Annotated in this window: 16 protein-coding genes; 13 read left to right on the top strand and 3 right to left on the bottom strand. The window is 70.3% G+C overall.

Features of this window, described 5'->3' with window-relative positions; translation table 11 throughout:
* Positions 1 to 60 precede the first annotated feature (60 nt).
* Complete coding sequence (glmM, locus tag BJ970_RS11575; protein ID WP_184729035.1) at positions 61 to 1,395, top strand: phosphoglucosamine mutase; 1,335 nt, start codon at positions 61 to 63, stop codon at positions 1,393 to 1,395.
* A gap of 18 nt (positions 1,396 to 1,413) precedes the next feature.
* Here the strand turns inward: glmM and BJ970_RS11580 are convergent, their stop codons facing one another.
* Positions 1,414 to 1,563: a hypothetical protein gene (locus tag BJ970_RS11580; protein WP_184726263.1), complete on the bottom strand. Its 150-nt coding sequence runs from the start codon at positions 1,561 to 1,563 to the stop codon at positions 1,414 to 1,416.
* Positions 1,564 to 1,611: 48 nt separating this feature from the next.
* Between BJ970_RS11580 and BJ970_RS38815 the strand changes: the two genes are divergently transcribed.
* The 4 genes from BJ970_RS38815 to BJ970_RS11595 all read left to right on the top strand — a co-directional run bounded on the left by BJ970_RS38815 (position 1,612) and on the right by BJ970_RS11595 (position 5,557).
* Complete coding sequence (locus BJ970_RS38815; protein ID WP_281399437.1) at positions 1,612 to 1,740, top strand: hypothetical protein; 129 nt, start codon at positions 1,612 to 1,614, stop codon at positions 1,738 to 1,740.
* 380 nt (positions 1,741 to 2,120) lie between these two features.
* Positions 2,121 to 2,426 (top strand): type VII secretion target, encoded by a 306-nt coding sequence (locus BJ970_RS11585; protein WP_184726264.1) that lies wholly within the window; start codon positions 2,121 to 2,123, stop codon positions 2,424 to 2,426.
* Positions 2,426 to 5,143 carry a hypothetical protein gene (locus BJ970_RS11590; protein ID WP_184726265.1) on the top strand — a complete coding sequence of 906 codons (2,718 nt, stop codon included), beginning with the start codon at positions 2,426 to 2,428 and terminating at the stop codon, positions 5,141 to 5,143. The genes BJ970_RS11585 and BJ970_RS11590 overlap by 1 nt, the downstream gene beginning before the upstream one ends.
* A 6-nt stretch (positions 5,144 to 5,149) precedes the next feature.
* The gene (locus BJ970_RS11595; RefSeq protein ID WP_184729396.1) at positions 5,150 to 5,557 is read left to right on the top strand and encodes a hypothetical protein; all 408 of its coding nucleotides are present in this window, start codon (positions 5,150 to 5,152) and stop codon (positions 5,555 to 5,557) included.
* Between the two features lie 81 nt (positions 5,558 to 5,638).
* On the opposite strand, the gene BJ970_RS11600 is transcribed toward BJ970_RS11595, so the two are convergent.
* Complete coding sequence (locus BJ970_RS11600) at positions 5,639 to 6,475, bottom strand: dienelactone hydrolase family protein (protein WP_184726266.1); 837 nt, start codon at positions 6,473 to 6,475, stop codon at positions 5,639 to 5,641.
* A 115-nt stretch (positions 6,476 to 6,590) separates the two neighbouring features.
* On the opposite strand from BJ970_RS11600, the gene glmS reads away from it, so the two are divergent.
* The 6 genes from glmS to BJ970_RS11630 all read left to right on the top strand — a co-directional run bounded on the left by glmS (position 6,591) and on the right by BJ970_RS11630 (position 13,511).
* On the top strand, positions 6,591 to 8,453 hold the full coding sequence (gene glmS, locus BJ970_RS11605) for a glutamine--fructose-6-phosphate transaminase (isomerizing) (RefSeq protein ID WP_184726267.1): 1,863 nt from the start codon (positions 6,591 to 6,593) through the stop codon (positions 8,451 to 8,453).
* Between the two features lie 95 nt (positions 8,454 to 8,548).
* Positions 8,549 to 10,069 (top strand): NAD(P)H-hydrate dehydratase, encoded by a 1,521-nt coding sequence (locus tag BJ970_RS11610; RefSeq protein WP_184726268.1) that lies wholly within the window; start codon positions 8,549 to 8,551, stop codon positions 10,067 to 10,069.
* A 130-nt stretch (positions 10,070 to 10,199) separates the two neighbouring features.
* Positions 10,200 to 11,345, top strand: a complete 1,146-nt coding sequence (alr, locus tag BJ970_RS11615) for an alanine racemase (protein WP_184726269.1) — start codon at positions 10,200 to 10,202, stop codon at positions 11,343 to 11,345.
* Complete coding sequence (locus tag BJ970_RS11620; protein WP_184726270.1) at positions 11,342 to 12,436, top strand: alpha/beta fold hydrolase; 1,095 nt, start codon at positions 11,342 to 11,344, stop codon at positions 12,434 to 12,436. Before alr ends, BJ970_RS11620 begins: the two co-directional genes overlap by 4 nt.
* Positions 12,433 to 12,909 (top strand): tRNA (adenosine(37)-N6)-threonylcarbamoyltransferase complex ATPase subunit type 1 TsaE, encoded by a 477-nt coding sequence (gene tsaE / locus BJ970_RS11625; protein ID WP_246470816.1) that lies wholly within the window; start codon positions 12,433 to 12,435, stop codon positions 12,907 to 12,909. The genes BJ970_RS11620 and tsaE overlap by 4 nt, the downstream gene beginning before the upstream one ends.
* Positions 12,906 to 13,511, top strand: coding sequence for a DedA family protein (locus BJ970_RS11630; RefSeq protein WP_221467118.1), 606 nt, complete (start codon positions 12,906 to 12,908; stop codon positions 13,509 to 13,511). The genes tsaE and BJ970_RS11630 overlap by 4 nt, the downstream gene beginning before the upstream one ends.
* A 45-nt stretch (positions 13,512 to 13,556) precedes the next feature.
* On the opposite strand, the gene BJ970_RS11635 is transcribed toward BJ970_RS11630, so the two are convergent.
* Entirely contained in the window at positions 13,557 to 14,336 is a 780-nt protein-coding gene (locus tag BJ970_RS11635) for an IclR family transcriptional regulator (RefSeq protein WP_184726271.1), read from the bottom strand.
* A gap of 229 nt (positions 14,337 to 14,565) precedes the next feature.
* Between BJ970_RS11635 and aceB the strand changes: the two genes are divergently transcribed.
* The gene (gene aceB, locus BJ970_RS11640; protein WP_184726272.1) at positions 14,566 to 16,158 is read left to right on the top strand and encodes a malate synthase A; all 1,593 of its coding nucleotides are present in this window, start codon (positions 14,566 to 14,568) and stop codon (positions 16,156 to 16,158) included.
* A gap of 26 nt (positions 16,159 to 16,184) precedes the next feature.
* Positions 16,185 to 17,438, top strand: a complete 1,254-nt coding sequence (locus BJ970_RS11645; RefSeq protein WP_184726273.1) for a DUF6986 family protein — start codon at positions 16,185 to 16,187, stop codon at positions 17,436 to 17,438.
* Positions 17,439 to 17,494 lie beyond the last annotated feature (56 nt).

Genomic DNA, 17,494 nt, shown 5'->3' on the forward strand with positions numbered 1-17,494 from the left:
CGGCGCGTTGTCGCGCGCCCCGCGGAGGTTTCCGCGTCACACGAGGAGGACGTGCTGCTGATGGCTCGGTTGTTCGGTACTGACGGCGTGCGCGGATTGGCCAATGCCGATCTGACCCCGGAGTTGGCGATGGCAGTGGCCGCCGCGGCGGCGCGGGTGCTCTATGACCGGGACGACTCGCAGCGCCGGGTGGCGCTGGTGGGCCGCGATCCGCGGGCCAGCGGCGAGATGCTGGCGGCGGCCGTCACCGCGGGCCTGGCCTCGGCCGGTGCCGACGTGCTGCACGTCGGCGTGCTGCCCACCCCGGCGGTAGCGCACCTGGTCGCGGAGCTGGGCGCGGATCTCGGCGTGATGATCTCCGCATCGCACAACCCGATGCCGGACAACGGGATCAAGCTGTTCGCGGCCGGTGGGCACAAGCTCCCGGACGCCGTCGAGGACGAGATCGAGGCACGCCTGAGCGAGCAGGTCGACCGGCCCACCGGGGCTCACGTCGGCCGGGTCCGGGACGTTCCCGACGCGGTGCGGCGTTATGTCGATCACCTGCTGGCTGCGGCCCCGCAGCCGCTCGGCGGGCTGAAGGTCGTCGTGGATTGCGCCCACGGCGCGGCCTCGGCCGCGGCCCCGGAGGCATACCGCAAGGCGGGTGCCGAGGTGGTCTCGATCAATGCCGAGCCCGACGGCATCAACATCAACGACGGCGTCGGCTCGACCCACCTCGACGTGCTGCAAGCCGCGGTGCTGGAACACGGTGCGGATCTGGGCATCGCGCACGACGGCGACGCCGACCGCTGCCTCGCTGTGGACGCCAGCGGGGCCGTGGTGGACGGCGACCAGATCCTGGCGATCCTCGCGGTGGCCATGCACGAGGCCGGCGAGCTCACCGAGAACACGCTGGTCGCGACCGTGATGAGCAACCTCGGCCTGCACTTGGCGATGCGCGAGCACGGCGTGGCGGTGCGCACCACCGCCGTCGGCGACCGGTACGTGCTGGAGGAACTGCGCGCCGGCGGTTTCGCGCTCGGCGGCGAGCAGTCTGGGCACGTCGTGCTGCCCGGCCACGCCACCACCGGTGATGGCCTGCTCACCGCGCTGCGGCTGATGGGGCGGATGTCGGCCACCGGCACGCCGCTGTCATCGCTGGCCAAGGTCATGCGACGACTGCCGCAGGTGCTGGTCAACGTGCGGGTGGCGGACAAGGCCGCCGTGGTCGCGGCGCCGGAGGTGACTTCGGCGGTGGCTGCGGCCGAGGCGGAGCTCGGTGACACCGGCCGTATCCTGCTGCGCCAGTCCGGCACCGAGCAGCTGGTGCGGGTGATGGTCGAGGCACCGAGCGAGGAGAGCGCGCAGGCTGTCGCGGAGCAACTGGCTGAGATCGTTGCCGCAATCCGGTGATGTTGTGACTTTGCTCTCTCACATGGTCGAAATTTGTGAGACCATGGTCACATGGGTGCCATCGTTGTCGCCGTGGTAGTAGGGCTCGTCGCTGTCGGGCTCGTCCTCGCTATCGTGATCTTCTCCGTGCTTGCGCTGGCCGGCATGAAGGCCGTCAATGCCGCACATGAGAGTCGGTCCAGGTTTATCAACCGGCGAGGGCGGAGTTAACGAGCCATGCGCGAACGGATCTTCGGTGACCTGCTGATCGTGTTCGTGTTGCCATTGGTGCTCATGATCGTTGGCGCCTTCGTGCTGGCCGTCGTGCTGGCGCAGGGCTGGGGCCTGCACACGATCTTCGGCTGATCCCGCTCGCCGGTCCGGCGGCATATGGTGCCGCGATCGGATTCCCGGAGTTCGTCGGCGTTCCCGGTGGTATTCGACGGCCGTGTGCTGGTCGCTGGCATTGTCGCGCTCGCGGTGCGTGATTCCGGTACGGCGGCGCCCAACGGCCCGCGCCATATCCGCATCAGTGCTTGGGCCCGCAGCCGCCTCCGCCGGGCTTCGGCCAGCCGCGCAGGGGCCCTACCCGCCGCAGCGACCCCGGCACCCTTCGCGGATGCAAGCACCTGAAGCGGATCGGGCGTTTCGGTCTGCGGAACCTGCCAAGATGAGGAACCGGTGAGCCGCATGCGCCGTCACACCCCTGCTGTGGCGTGCGTGACAGGTCCGTTGAAGGGGGCGCGATGAGCGGGGCGGAGACCTCGGGCAGTGACATCGAGAAGGCGGCAAACGCGTTCTCCGACGGCGCCGGGTCGATCAAGGAACAGGCCAAGAAGGCCACCGAGACCAAGGTGACCGCGGAGAAGGCCGGAAAGAAGTTCCACGAGGCCGGTAAGGCCTACAAAGACGCGCTGGACAAGCTGGGGAAGAACATCGAATCGTTCGCCGAGCACGGCACGAAGTTGTCCGAAAGCTTCTCGTCATCCGCCAAGGAGTACCGGGCCCGGGACGAGGCCGGTGCCAACGAGGTCGGGAAGGTTGAGGCCTGATGGCGAACGACAAGAAGAACGACGACGGCGGCTGGGTCGAGGATGCGGGCGAATTCCTCGGCGGGGTGCAGGGCGCCGTGACCGGTTCCGCCTTCGGCCCGCTCGGCACGGTGGCCGGCTACAAGGCCGGCTCGGCGATGGGTGAGGCGGTCGGCGGGGCCGTCGAAGACGCCGGCGAATGGATCGGGGACAAGGTCTCCGACGCCGGCAGTTGGCTGGTCGACAACGCGGGCAGCATCGCCGATACCGCCATGACCATCGCCAACCCCATCGGCGGCGCCCTTTTCGAATCGATCACCGACGGCGGTTTCTCGGCCCTGCAGGAGAAGGCAAAGGCGGCCGAGGAGCGCAAGGGCAAGTTCGACGATGCCAAGCAGAAGCTCGAAGGCACCGGCGATGTCAAGACCTCCGACGAACTGCTCGACGACAGCAAGATGGGGCTGGACTTTTTCGAGCAGTTCCTCCCGCTGTACCGGGACTGGGCGGGCAAGGGACCGGACTTCAAGGGAGAGGTCGTCAAGGAGTACGACCAGCTCCGCGAGATCGACTTCGCCGCGTTCCGCGAAGACGCGGAGCGGCTAGGCGGCGTGCACAAGACGCTGCTCGACCAGAACGACTCGATGGGGCAGGCGTTCCGGGGTGCCAAGCAGACCTGGAAAGGGCGGGCCGCGGACGCCGCCGAAGGCAAGGTCGGCAAGTACAGCTCGGCCGGCACGACGGTCACCAATGAGACCGAGAACATCGCCGGGGCGATCACGCCCGCTATCGATGGCATTCAGCAGACGGTGCGCGAGTACGCCAAGTTCGTCCTGGACCTGGGCAAGGAGATCAAGTGCGCGGGCAAGGACCCCGACGACACCAAGGACGAGATCCGCAAGGCGCGCGGTGACATCAACCTTGAGGATCTCAAGGACATCGGCGTCGACGACATCTTCTCGGGCGCGTGGTCCATCATCAAGGACCAGGCGATCGGCCTCATTCTCGGCGGCCCGATCGGCGGCCTGATCGGCCAGTTCATCGGCGCCAAGGATGCCTGCGACGAGATCCGCAAGGGCCTGATCGACGACGCCAAGAAATGGCTCAACGAGTCGTTCAAGCCCGAGATGGAGCAGAAATACAAGGGCTTCCAGGACCAGAGCAAGGCCACCCAGGACGCCGTCAAGGGCGCGTACGACAAGCTGCTGCAGGCCGCGAAGGTCAGCGATGACCCCTTCAAGGGCCTCGACGAGAGCAAGAAGGGCGGCGGCGACAACAGCGGAGGCGGCGGTAGCGGCGGAGGCGGCGGCGCGGGCTCCGGTGGCGGCGCGGGTGCCGGTGGCGGCGCGGGTGCCGGTGCCGGTGGTGGCGGCGCGGGTGCCGGTGGCGGCGCGGGTGCCGGTGCCGGTGGTGGCGGCGCGGGTGCCGGTGGTGGCGCCCCGCAGCAGCCAGAAATGCCGGAGCCGCCGAAGATGCCGGAACCGCCGGGCATGCCCGGCGAGGGCGGTGCCGGTGCGCCGGGCGAGCAGAACAAGGTAACCCTCGGCGAGGGCAAGGACGCGGTCACCCTCCAGGAGCCCGGCGCGGACGGCAAGATGCAGGTCGAGGTGATGGGCCCGGATGGGAAACCGAAGACCTACGCGGTCGACTTCGGCCCGCAGGGCGGCACCGGTCAGCCCATGCCCGGTCAGAACCCGGCCCAGGGCGGCGTGCAGACGATGCCCGCCCCCGGTCAGATGCCCCCCGGTATGACGGCCGCGCCCGGTGGCGGTCAGCCGCCGATTCCGGTTCAGGCCGGCGAGGACGGCAAGGCGGTGATCCACGAAGGCGACCGCACGATCACCCTGGAGCGCACGCCGGACGGCCAGGTCAAGGTCACTGCGGACAACGGTGGCGGTCAGCCCCCGCTGAACCAGACCGTCGACTTCGGCGACGACCGGTCCGCGCCGCCGAAACCCCCGGACCTCGGCCAGCCCATGCCGGCCCCCGCCGAAGGGCCCAGGCCTGGCGAGTTCGCCGAGTCGTTCCGGGCCGACGCGGGACCGGCCGCGCCGGAAGCCGGCACGATGCCCGCGCCGGGTGCTCCGATGCCTGCGGCGGAAGTCGGCACCATGCCCGCTTTTGACAGCGGCGCGGGAGCCATGCCCGCGGCGAACGGCGGCACCACGATGCCTGCGTACGCCGGCGGCGTGGGCACCATGCCCGCCTTCGACACCGGCGGTGGCGCTCCGGCGGGTACTGAGCCCGCGGCGGCGGGTGCACCGGCTTCCACCACTCCGCAGTCGGCCGGTCTGAGTTCGTTCAGCGGCATGGGCGAAGGGGTGCAGAACTCGTTCGGCAGCGCCTCCGGTCAGCTGTTCGGCGCCGGCGGCCCGGACCAGCCGGACAACCATGGCGGCGCCAACCAGCCCGGACCGGAAGGCCAGCCCGGGCCGGAAGGCTCGGTCGGTCTGTCCTCGTGGGGCGACTCCGCCGCCGGTAGCCCGCAGGGGGCCACCGGCATGTCCTCGCTGGGTGACCCGAGCGGTGGGTCCGGCCAAGGGTCCAACCAGAGCGCCGCGATGGGCGGCGGGATGATGGGTGGCATGGGCGCGATGGGCGGCCACGGCGGCCAGCAGGGCGGCGAACAGGAACGCACCAACAGCAGTCCGTGGCGTACCCAGGGCCAGCTCTTCGATGACGGCGTCGATGCGTCGAACGTCCGGTTCCGGTCGGTCCTGGGCGAAGACCGGGAGAGGTGAGGCTTGGTGGTCCTGATCAACCAGCGGGTCGCGGACGAGATCGCCACGCTGGTCGCGCGGCACCGCTACGGCGTCGAGGACAGCATGGACGCGGTCCGCGCGGCGGAATCCGCATCGGCGCAGAAGAACGAGGAAATGAAGGCCGCGGCGGACGCGCGGAAGCAGGAGCTCGTGGACCGGGCCGCCAATGCCCAGCCGCCGGACGACAAGCCGCGCAACGACTGGGCGGGGAAGCGGAACGCGGACAGCAACGAGATCAGCTTCGGTGCCGCCGACGACTACGAGGACGCGCCGCAGCAAACGGCGGCCCGGCCTGTGTCGCCACCACCGCCCGCAGCCCCCAAACCGGCGCCGCGGCGACGGCCCGCCTACGACGATGACGACGATTTCGAGAATCAGAGTTGGCTGAGGTGAGAACAGCCTCCCCCGAGGCGCGAGGTGGACCGCGGTTTCAATTGAAGCCGCGGTCCGCCCAGCGGATCGCCTAAGCGCGCGTCACGCCGCCGCGAGATCGCCGCGGCTGTGCTTGTGATCGATGCTGCTACCGCCGATGTCGGCACTCAGCAGCGCCTCGCCGCGCCGGTCGCCGACCATTGTGCGCAGGAAGAACGCGGTGAGCAGGGCCTTGGTGACGCGCTGCGTCGCATACTCCGGCTTGCCGTGCAGCAGCAGCTGAGTCCAGTGCCGCCCCTCGGTGAAGCCGAGGTGACTGGCCTTCTTCACCGTCCGCAGCTGTACCGGGCCACCCCATGCGCTGACGATCGGTTCGGCGTTGGCGACCGGCGGGGCCACCAGGTCCTTACCCGCCGCAATGTGCAGGCCGGGCACCGTGACCTGGCTCGCCGTAGCGAACGCCGACGGCATGGTCTCGGCGGGGGCCAGCGTCGCGACCGAACAGATCCGCTTGTCCTCGGCCGCCGCGAGCACGGCGCAGCCGCCGCCCATCGCGTGTCCGGCGACCCCGAGCCGCTTCTCATCGACGCTGATCTCACCCGCACCGAGCCGGACGCCGACGCAGATGTCCAGCGCGGTCCGCAGATCGGTGGCGAACAGCCGGTGCGACGCGAGCGCGCCGCGCTGGGTGCCGGGCGCGGCGACCACGATGCCCCACGAGGCGAGATGCCGGAAAAGGCCGAGGTAGCGCTGCGGTGGCTGCAACCAGCCGTGTCCGAACGCGATCGCGGGCAGACCGAGCCCGCTGCGCGGCGTGCACACGATGCCGGGCAGGCCGACGAGGGCCAGATCACCGTGCAGCACGTCGTGTGGTCCGCGTCGGGACAGCTCTTCGAACGCGTTCTTCGCGGAAGGAGCCTTCTTGGCAGTTCGCGCCATGGTCAGCAACGGTAGCCGACCTGCGCGAGTGCGCGCGGTAGCCGCTCGGGTGGGAGTTGCCGATCTGGCCGATGCGGACAGGTACAGACCATATGGAGTAGCTACGCTGGTGCGGGTGTGCGGCATCGTTGGTTACGTAGGACATCGCCAGGCGCTCGAAGTCGTCCTCGGCGGACTCCGGCGGCTTGAGTACCGGGGTTACGACTCGGCCGGGGTTGCGCTGCTCGACGGCGACGGCAGCCTCGCGGTGGAGCGCGCCGCGGGCGCGCTGTCGAACCTGGAGAAACGGCTCACCGAGGTCGACGGCAGCAGATTCGCCGGCAACAGCGGCATGGGCCACACGCGGTGGGCGACCCACGGGCCGCCGACCGACCGCAACGCCCATCCGCATCGCGACGCCAGCGGTCAGGTCGCGGTGGTGCACAACGGCATCATCGAGAACTTCGCCGCGCTGCGCGCCGAGCTGGAAGCGGCGGGCATCGAAATGGCCAGCGACACCGATACCGAAACGGCGGCGCACCTGGTCGCCGCCGCTTACACCAGCGGCCCGACCGCCGGCGACCTGACCGGCAGCGTGTGCGCGGTGGCCCGGCGCCTGGAGGGCGCCTTCACGCTCGTCGTCACGCATGCCGCCGAGCCGGGCAAGATCGTCGCCGCTCGCCGGTCGTCGCCGCTGGTGGTCGGGGTCGGCGAGGGCGAGCACTTCGTTGCCTCGGACGTGGCCGCGTTCATCGAGCACACCCGCGACGCCGTGGAGCTCGGCCAGGACCAGGTGGTCACCATCACCCGCGACGGCTACCGGGTGACCGATTTCTCCGCCGCGGACGTCGAGGCCAAGCCGTTCACCGTCGACTGGGACCTGTCGGCCGCCGAGAAGGGCGGCCACGACTACTTCATGCTCAAGGAGATCGAAGAGCAGCCCGAGGCGCTGACGAACACGCTGCGCGGGCACTTCGCCGACGGCAGCATCGTGCTCGATGAGCTCCGGCTCACCGAGCAGGACCTGCGGGATGTGGACAAGGTCTTCGTGGTCGCCTGCGGTACCGCCTACCATTCCGGGCTGCTCGCCAAGTACGCCATCGAGCATTGGTGCCGGGTGCCGGTCGAGGTCGAGCTGGCCAGCGAGTTCCGCTACCGCGACCCGGTCCTGGGGCGGGACACGCTGGTGGTGGCGATCTCGCAGTCCGGCGAGACCGCCGACACCCTGGAGGCGGTGCGGCACGCGCGCACCCAGCGGGCGCGCGTGCTGGCGATCTGCAACACCAACGGCGCGCAGATCCCGCGCGAGTCGGACGCGGTGCTCTACACCCATGCCGGGCCGGAGATCGGGGTCGCGGCGACCAAGACGTTTTTGGCTCAGGTCGCCGCGAACTACCTGGTCGGGCTGGCCTTGGCGCAGGCGCGCGGCACGAAGTACTCCGACGAGGTGGCGCGGGAATTCGCGGAACTGTCCGCGATGCCCGAGGCGGTGCGCCGCACGCTGTCCACGGTGGATCAGGTGCGGGAGTTGGGCCGGGAGCTGGCAGACGCGAAGGCGGTGCTGTTCCTGGGGCGGCATGTCGGGTATCCGGTGGCGCTGGAGGGTGCGCTCAAGCTCAAGGAGCTCGCCTACATGCACGCCGAGGGCTTCGCGGCAGGCGAGCTCAAGCACGGGCCGATCGCGCTGATCGAGGACAACCTGCCGGTGGTCGTGATCATGCCCTCGCCCAAGGGGCGCGCGCTCCTACACGCCAAGATGGTCTCCAACATCCGCGAGATCCAGGCGCGCGGCGCCCGCACGATCGTGATTGCCGAGGAGGGCGACGAAGACGTCCGCCCGTTCGCCGACGAGCTGATCACGATCCCGTCGGTGCCGACGCTGCTGCAGCCGTTGGTTTCCACGGTCCCGCTGCAGGTCCTGGCGGCGGAGATCGCCCGTGCTCGCGGCTTCGACGTCGACAAGCCGCGGAATCTCGCGAAGTCCGTCACGGTCGAGTGATCGTTTGTGCCGGGGCGATTTCACTGGAGATCAGCGAGTCGGTTTCCATTGAAATCGCCGCCGAGCGCCGTCGACCGGTGATGAGGGAGAACGCGATGCACGGAGTTTGGACCCCGGAACAGATCCGCGCCGCAGAGCAGCGGCTGTTCACCCGGACCCCCGAACCGGCAGTGATGCGCCGCGCCGCCTACGCCGTTTCCGTCCGCACCGCTCGACTGCTCACCGAACTCACCGGCGGCGTCTCCGGCCGCCACGTCACGCTGCTCGTCGGCGCGGGCAACAACGGCGGCGACGCGCTGTGGGCGGGGGCGTTCCTGCGGCGGCGCGGTGTCGGCGTCACGGCCGTCCTGCTCGCCCCGGAGAAGGCGCACGCCGCGGGCTTGGCCGCGTTGCGCCGCGCAGGTGGTCGGGCAGTGCCTGCCGAGGGGGCGAGCGCGGACACCGCGGGAATCGGGGCCGAGGCGGCGGATGCGGTCGAACGTGCCAACGCGGTGATCGACGGAATCGTGGGGTTGTCCGCGCGTGGTCCGCTGCGGCCGACGGCCGCGGAACTGGTGCGCCGGGTGGACGTGCCGATCATCGCCGTCGACCTGCCCAGCGGCGTCGATCCGGTCACCGGCGTGGTCGACGGCCCGGCAGTGCCGGCAGACGTGACGGTGACCTTCGGCGGGCTCAAGCCCTGCCACGTGCTGGGTGCCGGGGTGGTGCATTCCGGGGATGTCGAAGTGACCGACATCGGGCTCGCCGACGATCTGGCCGATCCCGAGCTCTACCTGCTGCAAGCCGCCGAGATCGGGGCGGCCTGGCCGGTGCCAGGGCCGACTGACGACAAGTACAGCCAGGGCGTGGTCGGGGTCGCGGCCGGCTCGGCGACCTATCCCGGCGCTGCGGTGCTCGCCAGCGGCGCTGCGGTCCAGGCGACCGCGGGCATGGTGCGCTACGCGGGGCCCGCCGCGGATGTGGTGCGATCGCACTGGCCGGAGGTGGTGGCGACCGGATCGGTCAGCGACGCCGGGCAGGTGCAGGCGTGGGCGGTGGGGCCGGGGATCGGCACTGGGGCCAGCGGCCGCGAGGTGTTGCTGCACGTGCTGGAATCCGGTCGGCCGGTGTGCGCGGACGCCGACTCGATCACGCTGTTCGCCGAGGACGACACGCTCTGGGACGCACGCGACCCGGATGTTCCGCTGGTGCTCACGCCGCACGCGGGCGAATTCGCGCGGCTGGCCGGCGCGGAACTTGGGGCGGACCGGGTCGGGGCGGCACGGGAGGTCGCGGCGCGCTTCGACGCGGTTGTGCTGCTCAAGGGCAACACGACCGTCGTCGCCGCGCCGGAGGGCCGGGTGCTCATCAACGACTCGCGGCACGCCTGGCCCGCCACGGCAGGCTCCGGCGACGTGCTCACCGGCATCATCGGCGCGCTCCTGGCCAGCGGCATCGATCCCTGGCTTGCCTGCGGTTACGCCGCTTACGTCCACGCCCTGGCGGCCGATCTCGCCGCCCACGGCACACCCACCGACCACACGCCTGCCGAGGTCGGCGCCCCGATCGGAGCGTCCGCCCTGCTCGCGGCGGTACCCACCGCCATCCGGTCGGTTCGCGGATCGGCCCTGTCGTGAGTCCGCAGCTCTGCCGCTGATGGGCTCCGGCAGCCGTGCGGGCCCGGGTCGCACGGCTGCGGCCCTGTTGGTCCGGTGACCTGGGCTGGAGCGAGGGGCCGCCGGGGCGGTATGCGACCATGACACTGCCATGAGTGACGAGCCCGCGTACCGCGCCGACCTGCGCATCGACGTCGGCGCGATCCGCCACAACGTGAGGGTGCTCTCGGCGTGCGCCCGCAGTTCGGGCGCCCGCACGATGGTTATCGTGAAGGCCGATGGCTACGGTCACGGCGCGTTGACGGTCGCCAGCGCCGCGCTCGAAGCGGGTGCGGACTGTCTCGGTGTCGCATCGATCGACGAAGCCCGGCAACTACGCGCCGGTGGCATCACCGCGCCGCTGCTGTGCTGGCTCTACGCCGAAGGCGACGACTTCGCCCCGGCGGTCGCCGAGGACATCGAGCTCTCCGCCTCATCGCAGGCCAGCCTGCACCGCATCGCCGCCGCAGCCGAGCAACGGGGGCGTGTCGCCCGCGTGCACCTCAAGATCGACACCGGGCTGTGCCGCAACGGCTGCCCGGCCGAGTTGTGGCCCGCGTTAGTGGAGGACGCGGCGAAGGCGGAGGCCGACGGGCACCTGGAAGTCGTGGCGGTGTGGTCGCACCTGGCGTGCGCCGACGAGCTCGAACACCCCTCCATCGACCGGCAGGCCGAACGCTTCCACCGGGCCTACGAGCAGGCGCGGGCGGCCGGGCTGAGGCCGATCCGGCACCTGGCGAACTCGGCGGCCGTGCTGACCCGCCCCGATCTGCATTTCGACCTCGTCCGGCCCGGCATCGCGGTCTACGGCCTGGATCCGGTGCCGCAGCACGGAAATCACGAGCTGCGCCCGGCCATGACGTTTCGCTCCTCGGTGGCGTTGACCAAGCGCATCGCGGCAGGCGAGAGCGTCTCGTACGGGCAGACCTGGACGGCCGACCACCCGGCGAACCTGGCGCTGGTGCCGGTCGGCTACGCCGACGGGGTGCCGCGCACCCTGTCCGGCCGGATGTCGGTGTGGCTGGCCGGGAAGCGGCGCCCGGTGGTCGGGCGGGTGTGCATGGACCAGCTGGTGGTGGACTGCGGCGACGACGAAGTCCGCGAGGGCGACGAGGTGCTGTTGTTCGGGCCGGGGGACCGGGGCGAGCCGACGGCCGCGGGGTGGGCCGAGGACATCGGCACGATCCACTACGAGATCGTCACCGGCATGTACCGGCCCCGGGTTACGCGCACCGTCGTGGATACGGAGGCGCCGTGAAGCCGATTTGGCAGGCATTGGCCTGGACGAGCGGTGTCCTCGGTGCCGCGATCACCGGCGCCGCCGTCGGCGTTGCCGCGCACAGCTCGCGGGTCGCCGCGCAGCGCAAGGCCGAGGATCCCTACGCCGACGAACCGTTTGGCCGGCTCCGCCCGGACCGGCAGTCCACTGTGGCCGCCGACGACGGGGTTCCGCTGTCGGTGCAGGAGATCCAGCCGGCTGATGGCGGCGAAGCCGAGCTGACCGTGGTGTTCGTGCACGGGTTCGCGCTCGACTCCCGCTGCTGGCACTTCCAGCGCCGGGATCTGCCGGAGCTCGCCGAGCCTCGGGTTCGGCTGGTGTTGTTCGATCAGCGAAGCCACGGCCGCTCCGGTCATTCGTCCAAGCGCAACAGCACGATCGACCAGCTCGGCAGGGACCTCGATGCGGTGCTGCGCGCGGCGGCGAGCCGAGGGCCGATCGTGCTGGTCGGGCATTCGATGGGCGGGATGGCGATCATGGCGCTTGCCGAGCAGCGCCCGAAGCTGTTCCGCGATCGGGTCCGCGCGGTGGCGCTGATCGGCACCTCCGCCGGCGCGGTCGGCGCGTCCGGGCTGCCCCGGCCGTGGCTGAACCAGTACAACCCGGTGCCGCGCAGCCTCGCGCTGTTGGCGGATTTCCAGCCTGGCCTGGTGGAACTCACCCGGCGGATCGGCGACAAGCTGACCTGGAACCTGGTGCGCAACCTGTCGTTCGGGGATCGCGACATCTCGCCCAAGATCGTGGATCTGATGGCCGAGATGATCGGTGCCACCACCGTCGAGGTGGTCACCGACTTCTTGGAGACGATCAACCTGCATGACCGCAAGACCGCGCTGGCCGCGCTGCGGACCTGCGAGGTGCTGGTGCTCAGCGGTGACGTCGACCGGGTCACCCCGTTCTCGCCGCATGCCGAGGTGCTCGCCGCGGAGCTGCCGAAGGCGACGCTGGTGCGGGTCGAGGGCGCCGGGCATCCGGTGATGCTGGAGCGTCCCGAGCTGGTCACGGAGGAGCTGATCGCGTTGGTGCGCAGGGCGGTTGGCGCGAAAAGCGGGGAGGTGACCGAAGGTTGAGCTCCGCACTGCAGACCGTGGAGCTGCCCGAGGAGTCCGACACGGTGCAGTTCGGCCGACGGCTGGGGGCAGTTCTGCGCGCGGGTGATCTCGTGCTGCTGGACGGGCCGCTCGGTGCCGGGAAGACGGCGCTCGCGCGGGGGATCGCGGCGGGCATGGGCGTTACCGGCGTGGTGACATCACCGACGTTCGTGATCGCGAGGGTGCACCGGCCAGCATCGGGCGCTCCCCCGGCGCTGGTGCACGTCGACGCCTACCGGCTGGCCGGGTTGGACGAGATCGACGATCTGGACCTGGACACCGATCTGACTGATGCGGCGGTGGTCGTGGAGTGGGGTGAGGGCCTCGCCGAGCGGCTTGCCGATGCCTATCTGCTGCTGCGCATCCGCCGCCGGGACGACGACGTCCGCGAGATCACCTTGGAGCCGCACGGCGAAACCTGGGCCCCGCGGCTGGCCGAGCTCCTGTCTTGATAACGGATTTGCTGGCCGGAATACCCGGCCCGCTCGCGCTCGTCGCGGTCGCGGTGCTGCTGTTCGCCGAATCCGGCCTGCTGATCGGGGTTTTCCTGCCTGGCGCGGGCACCGTGCTGGCACTCGGGTGGCTTGCCGGGCACGATGTCGTGGAAGTGTGGACGGCTGCGGTCAGCGCCTTCGGCGCGACGGTTGTGGGCTCCCAGCACGGGTATTTCCGCGGTCGCCGGGACGGGCTGCTGCGACGTCGGCTCGTCAAACGGCTGGGCGAGCGGCGGTTCGGGCGCGTGGAGTCCGCATTGGACGGACGCGCGGAGGCGACCGTAGCGGCGTCGCAGTGCTTCGCGGTGGTGCGGACGCTGGTGCCTCGGCTAGCGGGTCGCGCCAAGATGAGCCACCTGCGGTTCACGATCTGCAACGTGCCGGTGGCCGCCGGGTGGGCGACCGCGTTGGTGCTGCTCGGTGCCTGGTCGGGCGCGGCGTACGAGCAAGTCGAGGCCGTCGTGGGATTCATGGGTCTGCCGCTGCTCGCCATCGCCGCGCTGATCGCGCTCGCGGTGTGGCGGCTCCGCCGTCGCACGGAGCCCGGCAAGATGTCGTGAGGACCCGCGGTTTCCGCCGAAACTGCGTTCCGGCTGTGCGCGGGATCAGGCGGAGTTGCTGACGCTGAGCTCGGCGGACAGGTCGTTGGCCAGGCGCTTCATCAGCGGGATGACCGCGTCGGTCGAGATGCGGGTCATCCGGCCCTCCGGGCCGCTGATGGAGATCGCCGTGCCCGCCGGTGCGCCCGGGACGGCGACGGCGTAGCAGCGCACGCCGACCTCCTGCTCGCCGTCGTCCAGCGCGTAACCCTGCTGCCGGATGCGGTCGAGCTCCTCCTGCATCGCCTCGACCGTGGTGATGGTGCGCTCGGTCTTGGGCTGCATCGTGGTTCGCGAGAGCAACTGCGTCACCGCTTCGGGCGGCATGCCGGCCAGGACGGCCTTGCCGACGGCCGTGGCGTGCGCGTCGACCCGCCGGCCGACCTCGGTGAACATCCGCATCGAATGCTGCGAGGGGACCTGCGCGACGTAGACGACCTGCTCGCCGTCGAGCACCGCCATGTTGGAGGTTTCGCCGGTGGCCTCGGTGAGCTCGGCCAGGTAGGGGCGGGCCCAGGAGCCGAGCGCCCGGCTGGCGGTCTCGCCGAGCCGGATCAAGCGGGGGCCGAGCGCGTAGCGCCGCGATGGCTGCTGGCGGGCGTAGCCGTTACTCACCAGGGTGCGGACGATCCGGTGGATCGTGGGCAGCGGCAAGCCGGACTTCTCGGCGAGCTCGGACAGGGCGACTTCACCGCCGGCGTCCGCCATCAGTTCCAGGAGTTCGAAGGTGCGCTCGACCGACTGCACACCTCCGCCCTGATTCGCCCGCTGCGGGCCAGTGGTCATCGCAGAACTCCCTTTCCGCCGTGCCGGCTGAGCAGAAGTCTAGTCCGTGGTGGGTGCGCCAGCTCATGTTGCCTTGAGCGCCATGTGGAAACTAACATCCACGATGCAGAAAACATTCACAGGCGTACCGCAAGCGGAACGGCCGCCGGGTGCGGGACAGTCCGTCACGCGGCAAGGTGAGCCATCAGCCACCGTCTGGAATCCGGCAGCAGAAAGAGGTGGACTTCCCATGTCCGAAACGCCAGCAGGAGTGCAGGTGCTCGGCGGTGCCGTCGAGCGCGGGGGCGAGATCCTCACCACGGAAGCACTCGAATTCCTCGCCGGTCTGCAGCGCGCCTTCGGCGCCCGGCGCGACGAATTGCTCGCCCGCCGCAAGCAGCGCCGCGCGGAGGCCGCCCGCAAGGGTCGGCTGGACTTCCTCGACGAGACCCGGCACGTCCGCGAATCCGACTGGCAAGTGGCCGCGCCCCCGGCCGACATCGCCGACCGGCGCGTCGAGATCACCGGCCCGACCGACCGCAAGATGGCGATCAACGCGCTGAACTCCGGCGCGCGCATCTGGCTCGCCGACCTCGAAGACGCCAACACCCCGCACTGGAGCAACGTGGTCTCCGGGCAGGTCAACCTCTACGACTTGGTGCGCAAGCAGATCGAGTTGACCACGCCCGAGGGCAAGCAGTACAAGCTGCGCGACGATGTCAAGCACGCCGTGCCGCTGGTCCGGCCCCGTGGCTGGCACCTCGACGAGAAGCAGATCCTGGTCGACGGCAAGCCGGTGGTGGGCGCGTTCGTCGACTTCGGCCTGCACTTCTTCCACAACGCCGCCGAGCTGATCAGCCGGGGCAGCGGGCCGTACTTCTACCTGCCGAAGATGGAAAGCCACCTTGAGGCGCGGCTGTGGAACGACGTGTTCACGCACGCCCAACAGGCGCTCGGCATCCCGCACGGGACCGTGCGCGCCACGGTGCTGATCGAGACCTTCCCGGCCGCGTTCGAGATGGAGGAGATCCTCTACGAGCTGCGCGACCACTCCGCGGGACTCAACGCCGGTCGTTGGGACTACCTGTTCAGCGTGATCAAGACCTTCCGCGACTCGGACAAATACATCCTCCCGGACCGCAACTCCGTCACCATGACCGCGCCGTTCATGCGTGCCTACACCGAGCTGCTGGTGCGCACCTGCCACAAGCGCGGCGCGTTCGCGGTCGGCGGCATGGCCGCGTTCATCCCGACCAAGGACCCGGCCACCAACGAGAAGGCGATGGCCAAGGTTCGCGACGACAAGAGGCGCGAGGCCAACGACGGCTTCGACGGCTCCTGGGTCGCCCACCCCGGCCTGGTGCCGATCTGCTTCGAGGAGTTCGACGCGGTGCTGGGCGACAAGCCCAACCAGATCGACCGCACCCGCGACGACGTCTCGGTGACCGCCGACCAGTTGCTCTCGGTGGCCGAGACTCCCGGCGAGAAGACCATCGAGGGCCTGCGCGCCGCGGTCGACGTCGGCGTCCGCTACATCGTGTCGTGGCTCGGTGGCAACGGCGCGGCCGCGATCCACAATCTCATGGAGGACGCTGCGACCGCCGAGATTTCGCGATCGCAGATCTGGCAGTGGTTGCACAATAATGTGGTGCTTGCCGGTGGCGAGCAGGTCACCGCGGATCTCGTCCGCGAGGTGCTGGCCGACACCGAGAAGCAGCTGCGCGCCGAAGACGGTTTCCCGGTCGACAACCTGGACCGGGCGATCGAGCTGTTCGAGCGGGTGGCGGTGGCCGACGAGTTCGTCGACTTCCTGACGCTGCCCGCCTACGAGCAGATCGACTGACCCGGGCCCTTTCGAAGGGAGCGAAAGTGGCCAGAACCTCGCTGGAATCCGCCGATATCGCGAAACGGCTCGCCCGCCTGGCCGCCCTGGACGAGCACATCGCGCGCATGTACCCGGGGCCGAGCGGGGCCCGGCAACCGGTGCACACGTGTTACGTGCCAGCGAATGGCGTCGACGCCGAAACGGTGCGGCGGTGGGGTCAGGAGGCGCTGGCCGCGTTCGACCGGGACGCGGCTCGGCCCGAGGATTTCGTGGCAGTCCTCGGGCTGGACGCGCAGATCGCCCGGGCCGTGCACCCGCGGGTGCGGGCGAAGCTGCGCAACACCCCGGTGGAGGACCTGCGCATCGACTTCGAGGACGGCTACGGCCGTCCCGGCGACGACGTCGAGGACGCCGACGCCGAGCGCACCGCCGGGGTGGTCGCCGAGTGGCTGCGCGACGGCATGGAACCCGCCAATTTCGGGCTGCGGGTGAAGTCCTTCGACACTCCCGAGCTGCGGGCCCGGTCGGTGCGCACGCTGGACGTCTTCCTCACCGCGCTATTGCAGCAGTGGGGCAGCCTGCCCGCCGGGTTCGTGCTCACCTTCCCGAAGGTCGTCGACGCCGCGCAGGTCGAGGTATTCGTCGAACTGCTGGAGCTCTTGGAGCACCAGCTGGGCATGCCGGAGAAGTCGCTGCGTTTCGAGATCCAGGTGGAGACCCCCCAATCCATCGTGGATTCCTACGGGCGCTTCGCGCTGCCGGTGTTCCTGCGGTCCGGTGGTGGCCGGGTCACCGGACTGCACTTCGGCACCTACGACTACACCGCCAGCTGCGGGCTGACCGCCGCGCACCAGCACCTCGCGCACCGCGCTTGCGACTTCGCGCGGCACGCGATGCAGGTGTCGGCCGCCGGCACCGGGGTGTTCCTGTCCGACGGCTCGACGAACGTGCTGCCGGTCGGCGATCAGGTGCACCTCGGCTGGCGCACCCACTACGAGCTCACCCGCCGCTCCCTGGAGCACGGCTTCTACCAGGGCTGGGACCTGCACCCGGCGCAGTTGGTGACCCGGTACGCCGCGGTGTTCGCGGCCTTCCGAGACACGGCACCGGCCGAGGCGGCGCGGCTGTCCGCGTACGTCTCGGCCAGCGGCGGCACAGTGGCCGACGAGCCCGCGACGGCGCGTGCGCTGGCGGCGTCGTTCGTGCGTGCGTTGGACAATGGCGGCACCGACGCCGACGAAGTCAAGGCGATGACGGGCCTGGCGGAGGCGGAGATTCGCCAGCTCGGGCGGCTCTGAACGTGCTGATTTCCAGTGAAATCGACGACGCCCCCGTCGTCGGAGCGGCTAACGTC

It is taken from the genome of Saccharopolyspora phatthalungensis (assembly GCF_014203395.1).
Classification (GTDB): Bacteria; Actinomycetota; Actinomycetes; order Mycobacteriales; family Pseudonocardiaceae; genus Saccharopolyspora; species Saccharopolyspora phatthalungensis.